The organism is Micromonospora sp. USAFONa4 (genome assembly GCF_057197825.1).
This window is the reverse complement of the sequence record NZ_CM170072.1, coordinates 2,991,042-3,014,082: the sequence shown is the minus strand read 5'-3', so window position 1 is coordinate 3,014,082 and position 23,041 is coordinate 2,991,042. Positions and strand designations below refer to the sequence as shown.

General features: G+C 74.9%; 18 protein-coding genes. 8 read left to right on the top strand and 10 right to left on the bottom strand.

Translation table 11 applies throughout. From position 1 onward, the window contains the following. Nucleotides 1-67 precede the first annotated feature (67 nt). From AC0OO9_RS13085 to AC0OO9_RS13070, 4 genes are all read left to right on the top strand, one after another. Nucleotides 68-895: an MBL fold metallo-hydrolase gene (locus AC0OO9_RS13085; protein ID WP_484517441.1), complete on the top strand. Its 828-nt coding sequence runs from the start codon at nt 68-70 to the stop codon at nt 893-895. Beyond that, the gene (locus AC0OO9_RS13080) at nt 892-4,476 is read left to right on the top strand and encodes an adenylate/guanylate cyclase domain-containing protein (RefSeq protein WP_484517440.1); all 3,585 of its coding nucleotides are present in this window, start codon (nt 892-894) and stop codon (nt 4,474-4,476) included. Before AC0OO9_RS13085 ends, AC0OO9_RS13080 begins: the two co-directional genes overlap by 4 nt. Nucleotides 4,477-4,601: 125 nt before the next feature. Then, nucleotides 4,602-5,072, top strand: coding sequence for a hypothetical protein (locus AC0OO9_RS13075; RefSeq protein ID WP_484517439.1), 471 nt, complete (start codon nt 4,602-4,604; stop codon nt 5,070-5,072). Nucleotides 5,073-5,102: 30 nt separating this feature from the next. After that, nucleotides 5,103-6,608 (top strand): serine/threonine-protein kinase, encoded by a 1,506-nt coding sequence (locus AC0OO9_RS13070; protein WP_484517437.1) that lies wholly within the window; start codon nt 5,103-5,105, stop codon nt 6,606-6,608. Here AC0OO9_RS13070 and AC0OO9_RS13065 read toward each other — a convergent pair. Continuing rightward, nucleotides 6,585-6,932: a hypothetical protein gene (locus tag AC0OO9_RS13065; RefSeq protein ID WP_484517435.1), complete on the bottom strand. Its 348-nt coding sequence runs from the start codon at nt 6,930-6,932 to the stop codon at nt 6,585-6,587. The two genes, AC0OO9_RS13070 and AC0OO9_RS13065, sit on opposite strands and share 24 nt — an antisense overlap. A gap of 98 nt (nt 6,933-7,030) precedes the next feature. Between AC0OO9_RS13065 and AC0OO9_RS13060 the strand changes: the two genes are divergently transcribed. Together AC0OO9_RS13060 and AC0OO9_RS13055 are read left to right on the top strand one after the other, a co-directional pair. Next, nucleotides 7,031-7,579: a hypothetical protein gene (locus AC0OO9_RS13060; RefSeq protein ID WP_484517434.1), complete on the top strand. Its 549-nt coding sequence runs from the start codon at nt 7,031-7,033 to the stop codon at nt 7,577-7,579. Between the two features lie 212 nt (nt 7,580-7,791). Beyond that, complete coding sequence (locus AC0OO9_RS13055; RefSeq protein WP_484517433.1) at nt 7,792-9,597, top strand: alpha/beta hydrolase; 1,806 nt, start codon at nt 7,792-7,794, stop codon at nt 9,595-9,597. 49 nt (nt 9,598-9,646) lie between these two features. Here the strand turns inward: AC0OO9_RS13055 and AC0OO9_RS13050 are convergent, their stop codons facing one another. From AC0OO9_RS13050 to AC0OO9_RS13010, 9 genes are all read right to left on the bottom strand, one after another. Then, entirely contained in the window at nt 9,647-10,837 is a 1,191-nt protein-coding gene (locus AC0OO9_RS13050) for an acyl-CoA dehydrogenase family protein (RefSeq protein WP_484517432.1), read from the bottom strand. A 16-nt stretch (nt 10,838-10,853) separates the two neighbouring features. Beyond that, nucleotides 10,854-12,869, bottom strand: a complete 2,016-nt coding sequence (locus tag AC0OO9_RS13045) for an acetyl/propionyl/methylcrotonyl-CoA carboxylase subunit alpha (RefSeq protein WP_484517431.1) — start codon at nt 12,867-12,869, stop codon at nt 10,854-10,856. 14 nt (nt 12,870-12,883) lie between these two features. Further along, nucleotides 12,884-14,485 (bottom strand): acyl-CoA carboxylase subunit beta, encoded by a 1,602-nt coding sequence (locus AC0OO9_RS13040; RefSeq protein WP_484517430.1) that lies wholly within the window; start codon nt 14,483-14,485, stop codon nt 12,884-12,886. Next, entirely contained in the window at nt 14,482-15,621 is a 1,140-nt protein-coding gene (locus AC0OO9_RS13035; protein ID WP_484517429.1) for an acyl-CoA dehydrogenase family protein, read from the bottom strand. Before AC0OO9_RS13035 ends, AC0OO9_RS13040 begins: the two co-directional genes overlap by 4 nt. Then, the gene (locus tag AC0OO9_RS13030) at nt 15,618-17,378 is read right to left on the bottom strand and encodes an acyclic terpene utilization AtuA family protein (protein WP_484517428.1); all 1,761 of its coding nucleotides are present in this window, start codon (nt 17,376-17,378) and stop codon (nt 15,618-15,620) included. Before AC0OO9_RS13030 ends, AC0OO9_RS13035 begins: the two co-directional genes overlap by 4 nt. Further along, nucleotides 17,375-18,169, bottom strand: a complete 795-nt coding sequence (locus tag AC0OO9_RS13025; RefSeq protein WP_484517427.1) for a TIGR03084 family metal-binding protein — start codon at nt 18,167-18,169, stop codon at nt 17,375-17,377. The genes AC0OO9_RS13030 and AC0OO9_RS13025 overlap by 4 nt, the downstream gene beginning before the upstream one ends. 53 nt (nt 18,170-18,222) lie before the next feature. Beyond that, nucleotides 18,223-18,825: a TetR/AcrR family transcriptional regulator gene (locus AC0OO9_RS13020; RefSeq protein ID WP_484517426.1), complete on the bottom strand. Its 603-nt coding sequence runs from the start codon at nt 18,823-18,825 to the stop codon at nt 18,223-18,225. Nucleotides 18,826-19,333: 508 nt separating this feature from the next. Next, entirely contained in the window at nt 19,334-20,077 is a 744-nt protein-coding gene (locus tag AC0OO9_RS13015) for a metallophosphoesterase family protein (protein ID WP_484517425.1), read from the bottom strand. 140 nt (nt 20,078-20,217) lie between these two features. Then, entirely contained in the window at nt 20,218-20,895 is a 678-nt protein-coding gene (locus tag AC0OO9_RS13010; RefSeq protein ID WP_089003062.1) for a Crp/Fnr family transcriptional regulator, read from the bottom strand. Nucleotides 20,896-21,110: 215 nt separating this feature from the next. Here AC0OO9_RS13010 and AC0OO9_RS13005 point away from each other — a divergent pair, with 215 nt between their 5' ends. Together AC0OO9_RS13005 and AC0OO9_RS13000 are read left to right on the top strand one after the other, a co-directional pair. Further along, nucleotides 21,111-21,773: an adenosylcobinamide amidohydrolase gene (locus tag AC0OO9_RS13005; RefSeq protein ID WP_421455596.1), complete on the top strand. Its 663-nt coding sequence runs from the start codon at nt 21,111-21,113 to the stop codon at nt 21,771-21,773. Nucleotides 21,774-21,829: 56 nt separating this feature from the next. After that, nucleotides 21,830-22,993 (top strand): CapA family protein, encoded by a 1,164-nt coding sequence (locus AC0OO9_RS13000; protein ID WP_484517424.1) that lies wholly within the window; start codon nt 21,830-21,832, stop codon nt 22,991-22,993. Nucleotides 22,994-23,041 lie beyond the last annotated feature (48 nt).

Below are 23,041 nucleotides of genomic sequence, written 5' to 3'. Positions count from 1 at the left end.
GGGACGTATCAGAGGCGGAGCCTGCAAGATCGCGGGGAGTGGCCGGCGGGGCCGTACGATCGCAGCCATGACCGGGCACTTCACCGCGCCGGCGGCGGCGCTCGCCGACAAGTTGCCGGGTTGGGTGACGCTGCTGCGTGCCCCGAACCCTGGGCCGATGACGCTCGACGGCACCAACACCTGGGTGCTGCGCGCCCCCGGCCGGGAGCACGCCGTCGTCGTCGACCCGGGCCCGGCCGACGAGGGGCACCTGGCGGCGATCGCCGCGCAGGGGCCGATCGGCCTGGTGCTGATCACCCACGGCCACCCCGACCACACCGACGGTTCGAGCCGCCTGCACGAGCTGCTCGACGGGGTGCCCGTACGCGCCGCCGACCCGGCGCACACCATCGCCGGGGAGCCGCTGACCGGGCCGGGCGGGGAGCTGGACGGCCACGGGCTGGGCGTCCGGCTCGTGCCGACCCCCGGGCACACCGGCGACTCGGTCTGCTTCCTGGTCGAGCACGGTGACGAGCGGGTGGTCCTGACCGGCGACACGATCCTGGGCCGGGGGACCACCGTGGTCGCCCACCCGGACGGGCACCTCGGGGACTACCTGGCCAGCCTGGAGCTGCTCTCGACGTACCGGGGGACCCCGGCGCTGCCGGGGCACGGCCCGGCGCTGGCCGACTGCGGCGTCGCGGCGGACTTCTACCTGGCCCACCGCCGGGCCCGGCTCGACCAGGTCCGGGCGGCGGTCGCCGCGGGCGCCACCACCGCCGCCGAGGTGGTCGCGACGGTCTACGCCGACGTCGACCGGTCGTTGTGGTGGGCCGCCGAGTGGTCCGTCCGGGCCCAGCTGGAGTACCTGGGCCGGGAATCCGGCGGAGGCGCCGCGGGGTTGGAGCAAGCGTGACCTGCCCGGTGTGCGGAACCGTCGCCGTGCCCGGCGCGCGGTTCTGCCACAACTGCGGCGCCGCGCTGCCGGCCGCCGCGACGCTGCCCGCGGCAGAACGCCGCGTGGTGACGGTGCTCTTCGGCGACCTGTCCGACTTCACCTCCTGGTCGGAGGACCTCGACCCGGAACGCGTCGGCGCGGTCACCGACCGGGTGCTCGCCGCGCTGGCCGGCGCGGTGAAGACGTTCGGCGGCCACGTCGACAAGCTCACCGGCGACGGGATCATGGCGGTCTTCGGGGCGCCGGTCGCGCACGAGGACGACGCCGAGCGGGCTGTGCGGGCCGCGCTGTCGATGCAGCGGGCGGTCCGCCGGGTGCTCGACGACGAGCGGGGCGGCGGCGCGCCGCTCGGCCTGCGGGTCGGGCTGAACACCGGCGACGTGATCGCCGGCATCCAGGCCGCCATCGAGTACACGGTCATCGGCGACACCGTGAACACTGCCGCCCGGCTGGCCGACGCCGCCGCCGTCGGCGCGGTCTACGCGGGGGCGCGGACCTCCGCCGCCACCCGGCACGTGGCCTCCTGGCGGGCGTTGCGCCCGCTGCGGCTCAAGGGCAAGCGGGAGCCGGTCGAGGCGTACGAGCTGCTCGGTCTCCTGGACGCCCCGGGCACCCGGTCCGGCCTCGGCGACGAGGCGCCCTTCGTAGGCCGGGAAACCGAGATCGGCCGGGTCGCCGGCCGGCTCGCCGAGGTGATCGACCGCGCCGAACCCCGGGTGCTGCTGATGACCGCCGAGGCCGGGATCGGCAAGTCCCGGTTCGCCGCCGAGGTGGAACGCCTCGCCGCCGGCTACGACGTGGGCCCGGGCCGGTACGCCGCGCACACCGGCGCCCGGGTGCTGTCGGTGCGCTGCGCCGCGTTCGGCGAGCGACGCCGGCTCGCACCCCTGGCCGACCTCGTCCGGGCGGCGGTCGGCCTGCCCAACGACGCCGCCACCGCGCTCACCCGCCCGGCCGTCGAGGAACGCCTCCGCCGGCTCGGCCAGCGACTCAGCCGGTCGGGCGAGCCGGCGCCGGTCGCCACCGACCAGCTCCTGGCCCTGCTCGGGTACGCCGAGCTGCCCGGCGGCGGCCCGGCCGACCAGGGCGAGTGGGGCACCGCCCTGCCCGTCGACGCCGACGCCGTGCCGAACGCGGTCGCGGACCTGCTCACCGGGCTCGCCGGGGAGGCGCCCCTGGTGGTCGTCGTCGACGACCTGCACGACGCCACCGCAGAGACCATCGAGGCGCTCGGGATCACCCTGTCCCGGCTCGCCGGCCCGGTGCTGGTGCTGCTGCTCGGCCGGCCCGAGCTGGTGCGTACCGCCGGGGCGCTGACCCGGGTCGCCGACGCCGAGGTGCACGCCCTGCCGCCGCTGCGCGGCGCCGACGCGGCCCGGCTGCTCACCACCTACCTCGGCGGCGGCAGGCTGCCGCAGGCCGACGCCGACCGGCTGCTCGCCACCGCCCAGGGCAACCCGTTCTACCTGGCCGAGCTGGTCACCCTGCTGATGGAGCGGGGCGCGCTCACCACCGTCGCCGAGCGCAACTCCCCGCATCCGGGCGGCTGGCGACTGGTGCCCGGCTCGCTCGGCAGCCGCCTGCTCTCCCGCGACCTGGCCGCGGTGCTCGCCGCGCGCATCGACGCGCTGCCGGCGGAGGCCCGCTCCGTGCTGCGGGACGCGGCCGTCGTCGGCGACACGGTGCCGGACGGTGCGCTGGAGGCGCTGCGCGAGCAGCGGGCCGGCCGCGACGGCCGCCCGGCGGCGGTGGTCGCCGTCGAGCTGGAACGGGCGGTGGAGGAGCTGCTGCAACGCCGGATGCTGCACCGCACCCGCACCGGGTACGCCTTCGCGACCCCGCTGATGCGGGAGGCCGCGTACGCCGGGGTGAGCAAGGCCGAGCTGGCCGAGCGGCACGCGGCGCTGGCCCGGTGGGCCGCGGCCGGCCCGTCGGCGGGGGCGGGCGCGCCGGGCGGCTTCGCCGAGGCGGCCCGGGACGTCTTCGTGGCCCAGCACGTGGAACGGGCCGCCGCGCTGGCCGACGCGGTCGGGCTGCGGCCGGACGCGCCGGCGCGGGCCGTCGTCGGTCTGGGCGTCGCCGCGCTCGGCGGGGCCGCGCGCCGCTCGTTGCAGGCGGGTGAGCCCGCGCTGGCCGTGGAGTACGCCGAACGCGCGGCCGAGCTGGCCCGGGACGGGGTGCCGGCGGCCGACCGGGTGGTGCACGCCCGGGCGCTGCTCCAGGTCGGACGCCCCGCCGACGCGCTCGCCTTCGCCGAGAAGATCGCCGCCAACGCCGGCGACGAGTCCGCCGTCCGGGCCAGCGCGCTGCTGCTCGCCGGGCAGGCCCACCAGACCATGGGCGACCAGGCACGCGCGGTGGGCTGCTGGCAGGAGGCGTTGCAGGTGGCCACGACCGGGGGGCTGCCGACGCTGCGCGCCTCGGCGATGCGCCGCCTCGGCATGGCCGACTTCGTCGCCGGGCGGTTGGGGCAGGCCAGCAGCCGGCTCGCCGCGTCGTACCAGGTCAGCCTCCAGTCGCAGGACCGCCGGGGGCAGGCGTGGTCGTTGCAGAACCTGGCCTGGGTGACCACGACCCGGGGCGACTTCGCCGGCACCGACGCCGTGCTCGGCCGGGCCGCCCGGCTCTTCGCCGAGCTGAAGGACCCGTACGGGCGGGCCTGGCTGCGCGGGACCACCGCGTTCGCCCGGCTGCTCGCCGGCCGGCTGCGCGAGGCGTGCCGGATGGCGCAGGTCTTCCTGCCGTTCGGCGAGCGGGTCGGCGAGGCGTGGGCGGTGGGAACGCTGCGCGCGGTCGAGGCGTTCGCCACCGCCGAGCTGGGCGAGCTGGGCGAGGCGGACCGGGGGGCCCGTCGGGCGTACCGCGAGTTCGCCGCCGCCTCCGACGACTGGGGCCGCGGGTTCGCGCTGGTCGTCCGGGGCGTCGTGGCGCGCGGGCTGGGCGAGCCGGGGCACGCCGCCGACCTGCTCACCGACGCGCTGTCGTACGCGGAGCGGACGTCGCACCCGTTGCTCACCGGGATGGCCGGCACGCTGCGCGGCTTCGTGGCGCTGGACCTGGGCGACTGCGACACGGCCGAGCGGGACGCCCGGTCGGTGCTGACCGCCGTCGAGCCGCACAACCCGCAGGCGCCCGCCCAGGTGGGGCCCCGGGTGCTGCTGGCCACCGCCCGGCTGGCAGCCGGCGACTCGGCGACCGCCGTGGGGCTGCTCGCCCCGGTGGCCACCGCCGCAGCCACCGTGCCCTCGCTGCTCTTCTCCCGCCGCCAGACCATGGCCCGGTACGCGTCCGCCCTGCTCGCCCACGGCCAGTGCGAGCAGGCGCTGGACTGGGCCCGGCGGGCCGTCGCCGCCCCGGCGGAGGACGTGCGCAGCCAGGTGGTCGCCGCCCGGGTGCTCGCCGAGGCGCTCGCGGCCTGCGGCCGGTCCGCGGAGGCGCTCGCCAGCGCCGAGGAGGCGGTCCGCCTGGCGTACGCGACCGAGCAGCGCAGCGAGCGCGCCGCCGCCGACGCCCTGCGGGCGCGCCTGGCCACCCCCTAGTCCCGCGGACCCGGAACCGAAGGTCTGGCGGTTCTGGGGATGCGGTGTGTCGGGGATGGCCGATAGCGTGTCAGGTCCGAGGGGCGGTCCGTCGTGCGACCGCGTCGGGTCTGGGGAGGGCCGTGATGAGGTTGCCGCGTTCGGCCGCCGGATGGACGATCGCGGTCTTCGGCGTGCTGGCCCTGCTCATGGGCGCGGTCGGGCTGGTCTGGCCGGAGGCGCTGCTGCGAATGCTCGGCTTCGAGGTGCCAACGACGCGTGCGGTCGGCGACCACACCGGCACCTTCCTGATCGCCTCCTCGATGGCCTCGTTCAACATGGGGGTCTACTACCTGCTCGCCACCGCCACCGAGTGGCGGTCGTTCTTCCGCTTCACGGTGGTGTTCCGGCTGGTGACGTTCACGGTGTTCAGCATCGCGGTGCTGGCCGACATCGCGCCCGGGCGGTTTCTCGGAGTGGCCGTCTGGGAGGGCCTCGGCGCGGTGGCGACCGCCGTCGGGCTCTGGTGGGACGACCGTCGCGCGGGCCCGGGGGCGGTGGGCGGCGGAGGCGATTCCGCAGCCGGTGCCGTTCCGGCCGCTGATGCGGTTCACTGAGCCGTCGGTCCGGTTGGGTATTTTCGAGCTGTGACCGCGACCCCGCCCGGCGCCCTGCCGACGCCCATTGTGCCCGGTCTGACCGATCTGCACGTGTTTGCCAGGGGAGGCTACGCGACGATCTACAAGGCGACCCAGATCTCGGTGGGGCGCGAGGTCGCGGTCAAGGTGGAGAATCGCACCCTCGACAGCGAGCACGACCAGGCCCGCTTCCTACGCGAGGCGCGGGCCGCCGGGCGGATGTCGTCCCACCCGCACGTCGTCGACCTCTTCGACGTCGGGGTCACGGTCGACCAGCACCCCTACCTGATCATGGAGCTCTGCGACGGCTCGTACGCCGAGCGGATGCGGACCTCGCCGCTCGGGCCCGCCGAGGCGCGCGACCTCGGGGTCAAGATCGCCGACGCCATCGCCCACTCGCACGCCGCCGGCGTGCTGCACCGCGACGTCAAGCCGGCGAACATCCTCTACTCGCACTTCAACTCGGCGGTGCTGGCCGACTTCGGGCTGGCCGTGGTGGCCGAGATGCGTGACGCCTCGGTCGCCCTGGAGGTGCTCACCCCGGCCTACGCGCCGCCGGAGATGTTCAACCACAGCCCGCCGTCGCCCGCCGTCGACGTCTACGCCCTCTGCGCCACCCTCTACGCGGTGATGCACGGCCGCCCGCCGCGCTGGCAGTCCGAACGCAACCCCAGCCTGGTCACGGTGCTGGAGATGTTCCACCAGCCGGTTCCCGGCCTGCCCGGGGTGCCGGCCGAGATGATCGACGTGCTCCGGGCCGGGATGTCCAACGACCCCGGCGAGCGTCCCTCGGCCGTCGAGCTGCGCGACCTGCTGGTCGGCCTGCCGCTCGGTCCCGTCGGCTCCCCGGCGGCCGGCACGGGCATCCCGGGTCCGGTCAGCGGCGTGCCCGGCCCCGTCGGCCCGTACGGCGTGGACCACGCCTCCCGGCCCGCTCCGCGACCGCCGGTGGAGGACCTCCACCCCACGGTGCCCACCGCCGGCCAGCGGCGTCGGCGGCGCTGGTTCCTCGGCGGCGCCGGGATGGTCGCGTTGGCCGCCTCGGCCGGCGCCGGCGCCTGGCTGGCCGGCGCGGTCTCCAGCCCGGTCCCGTCGCCGACGGCCGGCGTGGCGGCGACGAACGCGGTGCTGCCCGCCTGCGCCCTGACGACCGCGTTGCCGGCCGGCGCGGGCTGCGCCGACGAGTTGGAGTGCTTCGGGCCGATGGAGGTGCGCGGCGCGCGGACCCGGGCGCCCCGGGTGCCCTGCGACGGCCAGCACACCTGGGAGAGCTACGCCGAGGGCAGGCTCCCCGACACCCTGGTCGGCGCCGGCCACGACGAGGTCAGCGCGGCCGCGGTGGTACGCGGGGTCTGCAACGAGACCACCTTCCGGCTCACCAGCGGGATCAGCTACGCGGACGGCTGGAACCTGGAGGTGCTGCCCCCGGCCGGGGCCGACGCCGACCGGACGTACCGCTGCCTGGCCGGGCGTGGGCTCGACGCGCTCGCCTCACCCACCCTCACGGGCCGCTGAGCCGCCGCGTCCCCGGTGGCGCTCCCGCATGGCGCGGACGGCCTCCCGGTGGTCCAGCGATTCCAGCGTGTCGGCGTCGACGCCGTACAGTCCCCCGACGGGCTGCCCCGGGCCGTTCGGCGTGACCGCCGGTTCCGGGCCGTCGTCCTGCCGGGCCGCCGCCACGGACACCGCCGCGATCATCGTCGTCAGTACGCAGAGCAGCGCCAACGCCACGCCGACGAGATCCTGGCGCCCCCACACGATCAGCGTCACCAGCAGGGAGGCCGCCACCAGCGCGGCCACCACCGCCTTCGCCCGTGCATCGGGCCTCGCAAGTCTCACCCGTCCAGGATGTCCGAGCGGGGCCCGCTGTCAACCGGGTCGCCGGCACCGGATGCAATGATCTTCACCGTGATCGTCGGCGTGGGAGAGGAGTGCCGGTGACCCGCGTCTTCCGGATCGTCGCCGCCGTGCTGCTGTCGGGTGCGCTGGCCGCGTGCGGGGCGGACGGGGCGCCGGAGCCGGCGACCGCGCCGCCCCCCGCGACCGCCGCCGCGCCGACGTCCCCGGCCGCTCCGTCGGCCGCTCCCGCGTCCTCGGCCGCCCCCGCGTCGCCGGCTACCCCCGCCTCGGCGGCCGCCCCCGCGTCGCCGGCTACCCCCGCCTCGGCGGCCGCCCCCGCGTCGCCGGCCGCCGGTCGTGGCGGGTATGCCAACCCGGACGAGGCGATCGCCGAACACCTGTCGGCCGTTCCCGGGGTCCGCTACCTCGGGCTGTGCAAGAACGCGAAGCGCGATCCCGCGGCGATCTGCGCCCTCCGGATGGGCTTCGTCGACCGGGACGAGGTCTACGGACTGGGCGCCCCGCACAGCGAGATCGTCGGCTTCCTGCTGCTGCGCAAGGGATCCGCCGGCTGGCGGGTGGCGGACGACTACGCGCCCGGCGGTGCGAAGGCCACACCGCCGGTGTGGATGGCCGGCATCGGGTGAGCCGGCGCGCCGGCTGACACCGGGCCACTGCACCTGGCCGCCGTCAAAAGCGTCGCCGTCAAAAGCGTCGACGGTGAACAATTCGTTACATCGGTCAGCGGTTTGTCGGATATGCGGCCGTTCGCCGGCCGGTAATCCTGGTCCGTCGTTCCTAGAGTGACGGAGGTCGAGCCACGGCTCGACCGTCCTGTCGCCCACCGGAAGGCGTCCACATGCCACGACGAAACCGGTCCCTCGCCGCCGCGGGAATCGCCGGCGTGCTCCTCGCCGGCGCCGCGGTCGCACCCGCCGCCGCCGCACCGTCCCCCGCTGGCGGGGACCGTCCGGTCACCTCCGACCGGACCAGCCCGCAGGAGGCCCGCCGGGTCGACCGGGTGCCCACGCCCGAACTGGACTGGTACGCCTGCTACGACTACGCCGAGTGCGCCACCGTCCGGCTGCCCCGCGACTACGACAAGCCGAACGGCCCGACGACCGAGGTCGCCGTGCTGCGGGTCAAGGCCCGCGACCAGCAGCGGAAGATCGGCAGCCTCTTCGTCAACCCGGGCGGCCCCGGCGGCTCCGGCACCGACGTCGCGCTCGCCGCGCCGTACTTCCTCGGTGACGAGGTGCTGGACCGCTTCGACATCGTCGGCGTCGACCCGCGGGGCGTCGCCGCCAGCCAGCAGGTCAGGTGCTTCCCCTCCGTCAAGGAGCAGACCCGGGCGTACGCCGGGCTGAACGTGGCGTTCCCGTTGACGAAGGCCGAGGAGAAGGCCTACGTGGCGTCCTCGAAGGCCGTCGGCAGGGGCTGCTCCACCACGGGCAGGCCGCTCACCGGCGCGATGTCGACCGCCGAGGTCGCCCGTGACATGGACGTGCTGCGCCGCGCCGTGGGGGACCGGAAGCTCACCTTCCTCGGCTTCAGCTACGGCAGCATCCTCGGCCAGTACTACGCCAACATGTTCCCGGACCGGGTCCGTGCCCTGGTGATCGACGGCGTGCTCAACCCCAACGAGTGGGTCGGCCAGGGCAGGGCGCGCAGCCTGCCCCAGGAGGACCGGATGCGCAGCGCGCAGGGCGCCTACAAGGCGCTGCGGGAGATCCTGGTGCGCTGCGACAAGGCCGGCGCGGAGGCGTGTGCGCTGGCCGAGGGCGATCCCGTCGCGTCGTTCGACCTGGTCGCGAAGCGGCTGCGGGCCAAGCCGGTGGTCATCGAGGACCCCGACCTCGGCCCGGTCACCATCACGTACGCCGACTTCATCGCGGCCAACCTCAGCATGCTCTACGGCCCGACGGGCTACGCCGAGGTCGTCGACCTCACCGCCGCCCTGCTGGTGCTCACCGACCCGGCGTCGTCGCCGGCCGCCCGCCGCCCGGCGACGGCCGACGTGACCCGCCAGGCCGTCAAGGCCCGCGAGCAGGCCCGCCGGTACGACTTCCCGTACGAGAACGGGTTGGAGACCTTCCTCGGCGTGGACTGCACCGACGCGTACCACCCGAAGGACGCCGGCTCGTTCCCGGCGCTGGCCGCGAACGCCGACAAGCGCGACCCGTACTTCGGTCGGCTGTGGACGTGGGTCACCTCGCCGTGCGCCCGCAAGAGCTGGACCGTGCGGGACGAGGACGCCTACACCGGCCCGTTCAACCGGCGGACCGCCGCGCCGGTGCTGGTCGTGGGCAACTACTGGGACCCGGCGACCAACTACCGGGGCGCGGTCAGCTCGGCCCGCCTGCTGCCGAACAGCCGCCTGCTCAGCAGCGACAGCTGGGGGCACACCGCGTACGGGACGTCGGCCTGCGTGACCGGCGCCGTCGACGCGTACCTGCTGCGCGGGGCGCTGCCGGCCAACGGCAAGGTCTGCGTGGGCGACGTCCAGCCGTTCGCCGAGCTGCCGGCCGAGCCGGAGGCGACCCGCCGGGCGGAGGCGTCGAAGGGCGCGCTGGCCGCCGAGGGCGCCCCCGTGCGGGGCGAGCCGAAGCGGCTCCCGCCGGTGGTCGCCCCGCTGCCGGCGGTCGGCACGCTGACCGTCCGCTGAGGACCCGGGGTGCGGCGGGCGATCGGGCGCCCGCCGCACCCCGGCCCGCTCAGTAGGACTTGTCCTGGCCGAGGACGTGCTGGGCGACGAAGTTGAGGATCATCTCGCGGCTGACCGGGGCGATCCGGCCGGCGCGCACCGCACCGAGCAGCGTGGCCACGCCGTACTCGGTGGTCATGCCGGCCCCGCCGAGCACCTGGACGGCCGTGTCGACGGCCAGCGCGGCGGCCTCCCCGGCGGCGTACTTGGCCATGTTGCCGGAGACCCCGGCCTCCAGGTCGCGGCCCGCGTCGTAGAGGGTGGCCGCCTTGTGGATCATCAGGCGGGCCAGCTCGACCTGCACGGCGGCGTGCGCGAGCGGATGGGCCACGCCCTGGTGGGAGCCGATGGTCCGGCCGCCCCAGACCTTGCGGGTGGCCGTGTACTCGCTGGCCCGCTCGATCGCGTACCGGCCGGTGCCGGCGCCCATCGCGGCGACCGTGATCCGCTCCGGGTTGAGCCCGGCGAAGAGCGCCGGCAGGCCGGCGTCCAGCGACTCGCCGACCAACGCGTCGGCGGGCAGCCGCACGTCGTCGAGGTAGAGCAGGAACTGGTTCTCCGGGGAGACGATCTCCATGTCCAGCTTGGAGCGGGTCAGCCCAGCCGCGTCGGTCGGCACGATGAACAGCGCCGGCTTCAGTCTCTGCGGAGTGGCATCCCCTGTGCCGGCCTGGCCGTCTTCGGCAGCGACGCGGGCCACCACCAGCACGTACGACGCCTCGTCGACGCCCGAGATGTAGCACTTGCGGCCGGAGAGCAGCCAGTCGTCGCCGTCGCGGCGGGCCACCGTGCCGAGCCGGTGGAAGTTGGAGCCGGCCTCCGGCTCGGTGATCGCGAAGACCACCTTCAGCGAGCCGTCCGCGAAGCCGGGCAGGAAGCGCTTGCGCTGCTCCTCGGTGCCGTGCCGGGCGATCACCGTGGCCGCGATGGCGGGGGAGACCACCAGCAGCAGCAGCGGGCAGCCGGCCGCCGCCAACTCCTCGCAGACGATGGCCAGCTCGGTGATCCCGCCCCCGCCGCCGCCGTACTCGGTGGGGATGTTGACCCCGAGGTAGCCCAGCCGGCCGGCCTCGTCCCACAGCTCGGTGGTGTGCTCGCCGGATCTCGCCTTGGCGACGAAGTATTCGTGGCCGTACCGGCGGCCCAGCGCGCGCACGGCGTCGCGGAGCTGGTCCTGCTCGGGGGTGAGGTCGAAGTTCATCGGGGGGCCTCCAGGATCACTCGGGGTTGACCACGGCCAGCACGGCGCCCGTGTCGACCTGCCCGCCGGCCGCGACCGGAAGCTCGGCGACCACGCCGTCGGCCGGGGCGAGCACGGGATGTTCCAGCTTCATCGCTTCCAGGGTCAGCAGCAGGTCGCCGGCCGCCACCCGCTGACCGACCTCGACGTGCACCCGGGTCACCGCGCCGGGCAGCGGTGCGACCAGGGACCCGGCCGCCAGCTCCGCCGTGGGCTCGGGGAAGCGCGGCAGCTCGGTCAGGCTCGCCGCCCCGTCCGGGCCGTCCACGAAGACGTCCGGAGACACCCGGTGTACGCGGTACGCCCGCCGCACCCCGTCGACGTCGAGCACCACCCGGTCCGGGGCGGCCTGGACCAGGCTCACCACCGGCGTCGGCGCGTCTGCCGGGGCCGCTCCGTCGGTGCGGGCGGTGGAGCCGGCGCCCGGCGAGGTCGACCACTCGGCGAGGCCGCCCGAGCGGTCCAGCCGGTAGCGGACCTCGATCTCGCCGTCCGGTCCCGCATAGCGGGTGACCTGCGGGAAGGCGGGCACGTTGCGCCAGCCCGACGGGAGGCCGGCGAGCACCGGCGCGGCGGCGCGGCGGGCGGCGGCGGTGGCCAGCGCGGCGGCCAGGGCCACCAGGGGGAGCTGGTCGGCCGGCAGCAGCGGGGCGAAGACCTCCCCGTGCCGGTCCAGGAAACCGGTGTCGATCTCCACGGCGCCGAACTCCGGGCTGCGCAGCACCCGGACCAGCAGGTCCCGGTTGGTGGCCACGCCGTGCAGCTCGGCCCCGGCCAGCGCGCCGGCCAGGGCGCGGGCCGCCTCGGCGCGGGTGGGCGCCCAGGCGATCACCTTGGCGAGCATCGAGTCGTAGTGGACGCCCACCTCCGAGCCGTCCACGACGCCGGAGTCGAGCCGCAGGCCGACCGCCCGGAGATTGCCGAACTCCCGGGCCACCCCCGGGACCGCGAACCGCTGGAGGGTGCCGGTGGCGGGACGCCAACCCTGCGCAGGGTCTTCAGCGCAGAGCCGCACCTCGATCGCGTAACCGCGCATCCAATGCGGGTCGGTGGCGCTCTCCGGCAGGGGCTGGCCCTCGGCGACGAGCAGTTGCAGCCTGACCAGGTCCAGGCCGGTGGTCAGTTCGGTGACCGGGTGCTCGACCTGGAGGCGGGTGTTCATCTCCAGGAAGTAGATCTCCCCGTCGGGCGCGAGCAGAAACTCGACCGTGCCGGCGCCCACGTAGTCGACGGCCCGGCCGGCGGCCACCGCCGCCTCGTGCAGCCGCTCCCGCACCTCGTGCGGAAGGACGCCGGGCGCCTCCTCCACGAGCTTCTGGTGCCGGCGCTGGATCGAGCACTCGCGTACGCCCAGGGCGGCCACCGTACCGTGCGTGTCGCCGAAGATCTGCACCTCGACGTGCCGGCCGCGCTCGACGTACCGCTCGACGAAGACCGTGCCGTCGCCGAACGCCGCAGCCGCCTCGCGGCGCGCGGAGGCGACGGCCTCGGCCAGCCCGGCGGCGTCGCGGACGATCCGCATGCCGCGCCCGCCGCCCCCGGCGGACGCCTTCACCAGCACCGGGAAGTCGGTGATCCCGTCGGCGTCGGTCCAGGTGGGCAGCATCGGCACGCCCGCCTCGGCGAGCAGGGCCTTCGCCGCCACCTTGTCGCCCATCGCGGCGATCGCCTTCGCGGGCGGGCCGACCCAGGTCAGCCCGGCGTCGGTCACCGCGGCGGCGAACTCGGCGTTCTCGGCGAGGAAGCCGTAGCCGGGGTGGACGGCGTCCGCCCCGGTCCGGCGGGCCGCGTCCAGGATCAGGTCGATGCGCAGGTACGTCTCGGCGGGCGTGTTCCCGGGCAGCCGGACGGCGTGGTCGGCCTCGGCGACGAACGGCGCGTCGGCGTCGGCGTCGGAGTGCACGGCCACCGTCTCGACGCCCAGCGCCCGGCAGGTGGCGAAGACCCGGCGGGCGATCTCGCCCCGGTTCGCGACCAGAAGTCTCGTGATCATGGCGTTCCTCGCGCTCACATGCGGAAGACGCCGAAGCCGTCGGCGCCCCTGACTGGTCCGTTGTGGATCGCCGACAGGCAGAGTCCGAGGACGGTACGGGTGTCGCGGGGGTCGATCACCCCGTCGTCGTAGAGCCGGCCGGAGAGGAAGAGCGCGCCGGACTGCGACTCGATCTGCTGCTCGACCATCATCCGCATCGCCGCGTCGGAGTCCTCGTCGTAGTCCCGGCCCCGGGCGGCGGCGGCCTGCCGGGCCACGATGGACAGCACGCCCGCGAGCTGCGCCGGCCCCATCACCGCCGACTTGGCGTTCGGCCAGGTGAACAGGAACCTCGGCTCGTACGCCCGCCCGCACATGCCGTAGTTGCCGGCGCCGTAGGAGGCGCCCAGGTTGACCGTCAGGTGCGGCACGGTCGAGTTCGACACCGCGTTGATCATGAGTGCGCCGTGCTTGATGATGCCGCGCTGCTCGTACTCGGTGCCGACCATGTAGCCGGTGGTGTTCTGGAGGAAGACCAGCGGGGTGTCGGCGGCGTTGGCGAGCTGGATGAACTGGGCCGCCTTCTGCGCCTCCTCGCTGAACAGCACGCCCCGGGCGTTGGCCAGCACCCCGACGGGATAGCCGTGCAGCTCGCCCCAGCCGGTCACCAGGGCGGTGCCGTAGGCCGGCTTGAACTCGTCGAACTCGCTGCCGTCGAGCACCCGGGCCAGCACCTCGCGCGGGTCGAACGGCACCTTCAGGTCGGCGCTGGCGATGCCGAGCAGCTCCTCCGGGTCGTACTTCGGTGGAGCCGGGAACGGGTTGCGCGGCGGCGGGCCCTGCTTGCGCCGGTTCAGCCGGCGTACGCACTGCCGGGCCAGCCGGATGCCGTCGGCCTCGTCCTCGGCGAGGAAGTCGGCCAGCCCGGACGTGCTCGCGTGCATGGCGGCCCCGCCGAGGGACTCGTCGTCGGTGACCTCGCCGGTGGCCATCTTCACCAGCGGCGGCCCGGCCAGGTAGACCTGCGACCGGTCCCGGATCATGATCACCTGGTCGGACATCCCCGGCACGTACGCGCCTCCGGCGGTGGCGTTGCCGAAGACCACGCTGACCGTGGGGATCTTCGCGGCCGAGAGCCGGGTCAGGTCGCGGAACACCCGCCCGCCCGGGATGAAGATCTCCGCCTGGGTGGGCAGGTCCGCGCCCGCCGACTCGACCAGGTTCACCATCGGCAGCCGGTTGGCCAGGGCGATCTCGCCCGCCCGGCGGGTCTTCGCCAGCGACCACGGGTTCACCGCGCCGCCGCGTACCGTCGGATCGTTCGCGACGATGAGGCACTCGACGCCCTCGACCACGCCGATGCCGGTCACCACGCTGGCGCCGACGGGAAAGTCGGTGCCGTACGCCGCCACCGGCGACAGCTCCAGGAACGGGCTGTCCGGGTCGAGCAGCAACTCGATCCGCTCCCGGGGCAGCAGCTTGCCCCGCTTGTGGTGCCGGGCCACGTACTTCTCGCCGCCGCCGGCGCGGGCCTGGTCGAGGGCCGTCTCCAGCTCGGCGAGGCGCTCCAGCAGCGCCTCCCGGTTGGCGCGGTGCCCCGGCGAGGACGCGTCGACCGCGCTGCGCAGTGTCGTCACAGGCCCATGCCCTTCGCGATGATCTCGTTCATGATCTCGGTGGTGCCGCCGCCGATGCCGAGGATCCGGGCGTCGCGGTAGTGCCGCTCCACCTCGGCGTCGCGCAGGTAGCCGTAGCCGCCGTGCAGCTGGAGCGCCTGGTCGACCACCTCGGCGCAGGCGGCCACCGCGACGTTCTTCGCCATCGCCACCTCGGTCACCACCGGCTCGCCCGCCGCCACCCGCGCCGCCACCTGGTGCACGTACGCGCGGGCCGCCTCGGCGCGGGTGTGCATCTCGGCCAGCCGGTGCCGGATCAGTTGTCGGCTCGCCAGCGGGCGGCCGAACGTGGACCGGTCCCGGCACCAGCGCACCGCCAGCTCGACGGAACGCTGCGCGATGGCGTACGCCTGGGTGGCCAGCGAGAGCCGCTCCGCGGCGAAGTTCTGCATGATCGCCAGGAAGGCGGTGTCCTCCGCGCCGACCCGGTTCGTCACCGGCACCCGGACGTCGACGAAGGACAGCTCGGCGGTGTCGGAGCAGTGCCAGCCGAGCTTCTCCAGCCGACGTCCGACCGTGAAGCCCGGCGTACCCTTGTCGATCACCAGCAGGGTCAGGGCGCCGGTGCCCGGCGGCAGGGTGCAGACGGCGGTGGTCACGAAGTCGGCCCGGACGCCGCTGGTGATGTAGGTCTTCGACCCGTTGACCACGTAGTGGTCGCCGTCGCGCTGGGCGTGGCTGCGGATGCTCGCCACGTCCGAGCCGCCGTCCGGTTCGGTGATCGCCAACGCGCCGATCATGGTGCCGGCCAGCGTGGGCCGGACGTACCGGTCGATCAGCTCCGCGTCGCCGGAGGCGACGATGTGCGGCAGCGCGATGCCGTGGGTGAAGAGCGCCGCGATCAGCCCGGACGAGCCGCCGGAGCGGATGATCTCCTCGGTCACGATGATCGAGTCGAGCAGGTCCCCGCCGCTGCCGCCGACCGCCTCCGGGAAGCCGATGCCGAGCAGGCCGAGCTTGGCGGCGGTGGCGTGCAGCTCCCGGGGGATCTCGCCGGCCCGCTCCCAGACGTCCAGGTGCGGCAGCACCTCCCGGGTGACGAAGGCCCGGGTCAGCTCCCGCAGTTGCCGGCGCTCCGGCGTGTCCACGATGGTCATCGGCCCTCCCGGGGCGCGCTGTCGTCACCAAGGCCGGGGGTGTCGTCGGCCGCTGGGCCGGGCGTGCTGTCGACTGCCGGGCCGGTCGTCAGTTCGGCGGGCAGGTCGACGAGCCGGGAGCGGAGCAGCTCGCCGAGCGCCTTGGCCTGCGGATCGAACCGGGTGGAGGCCGCCACCCCCTGCCCGAGCAGGCCCCGGACGACGAAGTTGACGGCCCTCAGGTTCGGCAGCTCGTACCGCTCCACGGTCAGCGGCGCGGTCTCCGGCAGCAGCTCGCGCAGCCGCGCGGTGGTCAGCCAGCCGCGCAGCCACGACCAGGTGGCGTCGGTGCGGGCCCAGACGCCCAGGTTGGCGTCGCCGCCCTTGTCGCCGGAGCGCGCCCCGACCAGCTCGCCGAGCGGCGCGCGCCGGGTGAGGTGTGAGGAAGGGCCCCCGGCTGTCGCCTGCGGATGTGCAGGGGGCGCTTCCTCAGACGTCGTCGGTGGGGGAGCGATCGGCACCCGCTCGCCGGAGGGGAGCACCGCGACGTGCGGCACCGCGTCCTGCGGCACGGCGTCGGCGGTGAAAACCCCGTAGGGCGTGGCGTCGCCGGGCAGCGTGGTCAGCGTGCAGCCGGGGTAAGAGGCCAGGGCCAGTTCCACCGCGGCGGCCGAGAAGGCCCGCCCGGCCCGCGCCCTGTCGCCGTCCCGCAGGTGTACGTGCAGCAGCGCGCTCGCCGCCTCGGTGTCGACCGCGTCGACGTGGTCGGTACGGGCCAGGGTGAACTCCAGCCCCTCCGTGCCGACCGCCGCCTCGATCTGGCTCCGCACCAGGGCCGCCTTGTCGGGGATGTCGAGCCCGCACAGGACGAAGGTCATCGAGTTGCGGAAGCCGCCGAGGTTGTTGACGCCCACCTTGAGGGTGCCCGGCGGGGGCGTGCCCCGGACGCCGCTCACCCGTACCCGGTCCGGCCCGTCGGCGCTCAGGGCGACCGTGTCCAGCCGGGTCACCACGTCCGGCCCGAGGTAGGCCGGGCCGCCCACCTCGTAGAGCAGCTGGGCGGTCACCGTCTCCACGGTGACCGCGCCGCCCGTGCCCGGGTGCTTCGTGATCACACAGGAGCCGTCGGGGTGCAGCTCGGCGACCGGGAAGCCGGGGTGCCGCCCGCCGTCGGGCAGCTCCGTGAAGAAGCTGAAGTTGCCCCCGGTCACCTGCGCCCCGCACTCGACCAGGTGACCGGCGACGGTCGCCCCGGCCAGCGCGTCCAGGTCGTCGCGGCCCCAGCCGAACCGGGCGATCGCCGGCCCGACCACCAGGGACGCGTCGGTCACCCGGCCGGTGACCACCACGTCCGCCCCGCCGTCCAGGCAGGCCGCGATGCCGTACGCCCCCAGGTAGGCGTTCGCCGTCAGTGCGTCCGGGCGGGCGAGGGCGTCGCCCTCGACGTACCCGACCCGGACGGTCAGGCCGAGCCGGTCGGCGAGCGAACCGATGGCGGTGGCCAGGCCTGCCGGGTTCAGCCCGCCGGCGTTTGTCACGATCCGTACGCCCCGGTCCAGCGCCGTGCCGAGGCAGCCCTCCAGTTGGCGGAGGAAGGTCTTCGCGTAGCCGAGGGAGGGGTCGCGCAGCCGGTCCCGGCCGAGGATCAGCATGGTCAGCTCGGCGAGGTAGTCGCCGGTCAGCACGTCCAGGTCGCCGCCGTCGAGCATCTCCCGCCACGCCGTGAACCGGTCGCCGTAGAAGCCGGAGGCGTTGCCCACCCGCAGCACGTCCCTCACGCCGGCACCCCGCTGGGGGCCGTCGGCGGGCGGCCGGGACCCGGTGGGCCGGCGAAGGCCTGCGCGACGTCCAGCCAGGCGTCGGCGACCGGGCCGGTCGCCGCCAGCGCCAGGTCCGCGCGGTGCCTCCGCTGGGTGACCAGCAGGCAGAAGTCGAGCGCGGGGCCGGTGACCCGGTCGGCGGCGTCGGCCGGCCCGTACGTCCAGGTGTCGCCGTCCGGCGCCGCCAGCTCGACCCGCACCGGCACCGTGGGCACCGGCCGGCCGTGGGCGGCGAAGCTGTGGCCGAGGGTACGGAAGCCGAGGTGCGCCACGTGCCGCAGCCGGGCAGTGCCGGGGCGGGTGACGCCGAGCGCGTCGGCCACGTCCGTGCCGTGCGCCCAGGTCTCCATGATCCGGGCGGTGGCCATCGAGGCGGCCGACATCCGGGTGCCGAACCAGGGCAGCTTCCCGCCCGCCGGCACGCGTGCCAACGCGTCGGCGAGCGTCGCCCGGCCGGCCCGCCAGCGGGGAAGCAACTCGCTCGGCGGGGCGAGGAACTCCGCCACTCCGACGTCGACGAGCCGGGCCGGGTCGGGGGCGGCGAGCACGACGGCGAGGAACGCCTCGGCGTCGGTGGCGGCGAGCAGCGCGACGTGGTCGGTCCAGGCGAGGTGGGCGATCTGGTGCCCGACGCTCCAGCCCGGGGACGGCGTGGCACGCCCCCAGCCGGTCGGCGGGCCGGTCACCAGGTCGTCGAGCTGCTGGGACTCGTCGGCCAGGTCCGCGAGCAGGTCCTTGAGGTCGACCATGGTGCCTCCGGGGGCTGGGCGGGCGGCCAGGGCGGGCCGGTCGGGGCGGGCGGTCAGGGGGTGAGCAGGATGGCGAGCTGGCGCTTCCAGGTGTGCAGCAGGGCGGCGCGGCGGGACGAGTCGTCGTTGAGCAGGTTGGCCACGCCGAGCCCGCGGAGCAGGTCGAGGGTCGCCTGCACCGCCTCGCGTACGCCCGGACGGCGTTCGTCCACGTCGAGCAGCGCGACGGTGAGCCGGTGCATCTCGCGGCCGACCCGGGCCTCCAGCGGCACCAGGGCCTCGCGCAGCTCCCGGTCGGTGCGCGCGGCGACCCACAGTTCGAGGGCGGCGACGAAGAGCGGGCCGGTGAAGGCCGCGCCGAGCAGGTCGATCACCCGGTCGAGCCGCTGCGGGCCGGGCGGCAGCGCCTCGGCCTCGGTGCGCAGCTCCTCCGCCCGCCGCTCCGCGAGGTGGGCGACGGCGGCCGTGACCAGCGCGGCCTTGGTGGGGTAGTGGTGCAACTGGGCGCCGCGTGAGACGCCGGCACGGGCCGCGACGACGGTGGTGGTGGTGCCGGACCAGCCGTGCTCGACCAGGCACTCGACGGTCGCCTCCAGCAGCCGTGCCTGGGTGGCGCGGCTGCGTTCCTGCTGAGGGACGCGGGTCGATGCGGGCACGGGGACAGCCTGCCGCCGCGGAAACAAACAGTCAAGACTGACTTTTTCTTGTCGGATCGGGACTGCGCGTGGCGGGTGCCGGCCGTGACGTTCCCGCCGCGATCGAACTGGTGACGGTCGGTGCCCACCGCGTGCTCGCGGTCAGATCGGCCGCGGCCGCCCCCCGGGCGTGCCGACGCAACGCCACCGTCGCCGCCAGGGCCGCGATCCGGCGTGTGTCGCCCTGGGGCCGGGGGTCAGGCAGTCGGGCCCTGTCGAGCTGCCCCTATGGATGGGGCAATCGCCCATGGTCAGGCCAGAGGCGCACTCGGACATTCGGACAGGTCGGTCGGTCCTATGGACGGGGCAGCTCGACAGGGCGCAGCGAGTGCCGTCCGCGCCCCGGGCTGGTCCCGGTCGATCACCAGGAGCGGGCGACGACCACGAGCGGGGAACCGGGAGCGGGGAACACCGGGGCGGGCGATCAGCGGGGCGGGCGATCAGCGGGGCGGGCGAGCGCCGGCGGTGCTCAGCGGCCGTCGCGCGGGGCGAAGACCGCGAGGGCCGTGGCGTCGCTGTGTCGGGAGCGCAGGTACTCGTCCGCCCAGTTGGCGGCGTCGGGAAAGCCCGACTCGGCGGCCACCCGGGCACAGGCGGCGTCCACGTCGAAGGGGGTACGCCGCAGGTCCACGCCGGGCCCGATGAGCGCCCAGTAGGCGCCGGGGCCGCCGTAGGGCATCCCGACGCTGCCCGGGTTGACGATCAGCCGCCGATCGGCCAGCCGGGTGAACGGCATGTGGGTGTGCCCGCAGACCACCGTTCCTACCTCGGCGGGGACGCCGGCGAGCACTTCCGCCCAGCGTTCCATCCGGGAGTCGACGAGCACGACCTCCTCGTCGTCGCGGGGGGTGGCGTGGCAGAACAGCACCGGACCGAGGCCGGCGACCTCCAGGGTGACCGTCAGCGGCAGCGCCGCCAACCGGGCCACCTGGTCGTCGCGCAGCTGCTCGGCCGCCCAGTTGGAGACGTCGACCGGGGAGAGGTGCCCGGCCCGGGCCTCCACCAGCTCGCGGTCCGCGTTGCCCCGGACCCAGCAGGCCCGGTCGCCCAGGTCGGCGAGCACGTCCAGTACCTCGACCGGCTGCGGGCCGGCCGCGATGTCGCCGGTGAGCACGATCAGGTCGGCGGCGGCCACGTCCGGCTCGGCCAGCACGGCCTCCAGCGCCGGCAGCGCACCGTGGATGTCGGAGAGAACGGCGACCCGGTTCAGCATCGCTCCAGACTGCGGGAGGGGTCGGGCCCAGGTCCAGGAATTCTGCGCCCGGCAGACGGAGAGACGGAACCGGCCCGGACCGACGAGGCGGTCCGGGCCGGGTGCGTTCCGGCAGCCGTGGACGGGCCACGGCCGGGAGGTCAGACGCGGGCGCGGCGGGCCAGGCGCTCCGGGTCGAGGATGATGATGCTCTTGCCGTCCAGGCGCAGCCACCCACGCGAGGCGAAGTCGGCCAGCGCCTTGTTGACGGTCTCCCGGGAGGCGCCGACGAGCTGGGCGATCTCCTCCTGGGTGAGGTCGTGGGTCACCCGCAGCACGCCGCCGTCGCGGGTGCCGAAGCGGCCGGCCATCTGGAGCAGGTTCTTGGCGACGCGGCCGGGCACGTCCGTGAAGATCAGGTCGGCCAGCGAGTCGTTCGTCCGCCGCAGCCGGCGGGCGAGCACGCGGAGCAGCTGCTCGGCGATCTCCGGCCGGTTGTTCAGCCACGGGCGCAGGGCCTGCTTGCGCAGCCGCACCAGTCGGGTATCGGTCACCGCGGTGGCGGTCGCCGTGCGGGGGCCGGGGTCGAAGAGCGACAGCTCGCCCACCATGTCCGACGGGCCCATCACCGCGATCAGGTTCTGCCGGCCGTCGGCAGCCCGCCGACCCACCTTGATCTTGCCGGACAGCAGGATGTAGAGACTGTCGCCGGGCTCGCCCTCGTTGAAGACGATCTCGCCCTTGCGGACCTCGAGCGTCTCCATCTCCTTGGCGAGCGCCTCGGCAGCCTCCGGGTCGACGCCCTGGAAGATCCCGCTGCGGGCCAGTACCTCGTCCATCGCGCACCTCCGCCTGCGCGTGCCGTCCGTCGGCCGGGTCCGCCGTCCGCTGATCCCTCGCGCGTCGCCAGTCTAGGCGCACGTGAGCAGCAATCAGAGGTGCACCCCTGGAAACTTGATCGTTGGGCGTAACCTGCCGGGCCTGATCAAGCAGTAAAATCGCGCGCCTCCGGAGGCCGATCATGCCCTCGGCACCCGGGTCGTAGGGTCACCACGTGCTGAGTGAACCCGTGCTGACCGCCCGCCAGGAGGACGGTCGGGACGTCCCGCTGCTGTTCTGGCGCGCCGACCGCCCGTTGCGCGCGGTCAGTTCCGCGCCGCTGGGCGGCGGGATCGGCGTCCGGCACTGGGTCGTCAACGCGACCGTGCCCATGTCGTACGACCGGGACGACCCCGCCGACCACCTGGCCGAACTCGCCGACCGGCTCGGCCTCGACGGGCCCGGGGTGGGCCTGCTGACCGGGGTGGACGTCGCCGAGGTGGTCGCCCGGACGGACACCGGCGTGCGGGCCTGGGCGACGGTCGGCCTGGGCACCCCCGTCCGGGCGGCGGAGCCCGCCCCGGCGGCGCTGGCCCAGCGGGTCGGCACCGTCAACATCGTGGTGTACGTCCCGGCGCGGCTCGGCGACGCCGCCCTCGTCAACGCGGTGGCCACCGCCACCGAGGCGAAGGCGCAGGCGATCGCCGAGTTGGGCGTGCCGGGCACCGGCACCCCGACGGACGCGGTCACCGTGCTCTGCCCGGTCGACGGCCCCGAGTCGGCGTACGGCGGACCGCGCTCCACCTGGGGCGCCCCGCTGGCCCGGGCCGTGCACGCCGCCGTGACGGCCGGCGGGGCGGGCACCGTGGTCCCGTGGTCGGACCGACTGGCGGGCTGAGACTCCGTCCGATCGGCTCTCGTTTCGGCGTTGCCCAGCCGATAAGGTCGCGCTCGATGTACGCTGCCGCCTCCTCTCCGCGTCGCCGGGCCGCACTCGCCCTCGGCGGACTGCTCGCCGTCCTGCTCACCGCCGGCTGCGGGGGGCCCGGGTCCGGGTCCGACGCGGTCTGGCAGCCCGGCGCGGGCGGCGGCAACACCGGCGCCCCGGTCCGCTCCGGCGAGCCCACGAGCACCACCCGGCCCGCCGAGCAGGCGATCTCGCTCTCGGCGACCGGCGACATCATCATGGGCAACGCGCCGAACCGGCTGCCCCCCAACGGCGGGAAGGGCTTCTTCGACTCGGTCGAGAAGGCGCTCGCCGCCGACCTGGTGATGGGCAACCTGGAGGAGCCGCTCACCGTCGACACAGGCACCGGCAAGTGCGGCCCGAACTCGACCCGCTGCTTCCAGTTCCGGGCCCCGCCGGAGTACGCCGCGCACCTGCGCGACGCGGGCTTCGACCTGCTCAACCAGGCCAACAACCATGGCTACGACTTCGGGCCGAAGGGCTACGAGAACACCCAGAAGGCGCTGGAGAAGTACGACCTCGCGCACACCGGGGCGCCCGACCAGATCACCGTGGTCGACGTCAAGGGGGTCAAGGTCGCGGTCGCCGGCTTCTCGTCGTACGTCTGGTCCAACAGCCTCACCGACATCGCCGCCGCGAAGAAGGTGATCACCAAGGCGGCCGGGATGGCCGACATCGTGGTCGTGCAGGTGCACATGGGCGGCGAGGGCTCGGAGAAGACGCGGGTCAAGCCGGGCACCGAGATGTTCCTCGGCGAGAACCGGGGCGACCCGGTCAAGTTCTCGAAGGCGATGATCGACGCCGGGGCGGACCTGATCGTCGGGCACGGCCCGCACGTGCTGCGCGGCATGGAGTTCTACAAGGGCCGGCTCATCGCGTACAGCCTGGGCAACTTCGCCGGTGGTGGCAACTCGCTGAGCAACGCCGGCCGGCTCGGCTGGGGCGGGGTGTTGAAGGTCTCGCTGAAGCCGGACGGGAGCTGGGCCGGCGGCTCGTTCGTCTCGACGTACATGAACTCCATCGGCAAGCCGACCATGGACAAGGACGACCGCGGGCTGGGCCTGATGAAGCAGCTCACCAAGAGCGACTTCCCGGAGACCGGGGCCGGCTTCGACGACTCGGGTGAGATCAGCGCGCCGCAGGGCGGCTGACCGGGGCGGCACGGCGCGTGGACCCGGCCGACCGTCGGCCGGGCGACG

What these genes read in the sequence shown, in the direction of transcription:
- AC0OO9_RS13015 (WP_484517425.1), bottom strand. Translation starts at nt 20,077, where the DNA reads ATGCTGAACCGGGTCGCCGTTCTCTCCGACATCCACGGTGCGCTGCCG.
- AC0OO9_RS13085 (WP_484517441.1), top strand. Translation starts at nt 68, where the DNA reads ATGACCGGGCACTTCACCGCGCCGGCGGCGGCGCTCGCCGACAAGTTG.
- AC0OO9_RS13000 (WP_484517424.1), top strand. Translation starts at nt 21,830, where the DNA reads ATGTACGCTGCCGCCTCCTCTCCGCGTCGCCGGGCCGCACTCGCCCTC.
- AC0OO9_RS13010 (WP_089003062.1), bottom strand. Translation starts at nt 20,895, where the DNA reads ATGGACGAGGTACTGGCCCGCAGCGGGATCTTCCAGGGCGTCGACCCG.
- AC0OO9_RS13050 (WP_484517432.1), bottom strand. Translation starts at nt 10,837, where the DNA reads ATGAACTTCGACCTCACCCCCGAGCAGGACCAGCTCCGCGACGCCGTG.
- AC0OO9_RS13035 (WP_484517429.1), bottom strand. Translation starts at nt 15,621, where the DNA reads ATGACCATCGTGGACACGCCGGAGCGCCGGCAACTGCGGGAGCTGACC.
- AC0OO9_RS13045 (WP_484517431.1), bottom strand. Translation starts at nt 12,869, where the DNA reads ATGATCACGAGACTTCTGGTCGCGAACCGGGGCGAGATCGCCCGCCGG.
- AC0OO9_RS13075 (WP_484517439.1), top strand. Translation starts at nt 4,602, where the DNA reads ATGAGGTTGCCGCGTTCGGCCGCCGGATGGACGATCGCGGTCTTCGGC.
- AC0OO9_RS13025 (WP_484517427.1), bottom strand. Translation starts at nt 18,169, where the DNA reads ATGGTCGACCTCAAGGACCTGCTCGCGGACCTGGCCGACGAGTCCCAG.
- AC0OO9_RS13055 (WP_484517433.1), top strand. Translation starts at nt 7,792, where the DNA reads ATGCCACGACGAAACCGGTCCCTCGCCGCCGCGGGAATCGCCGGCGTG.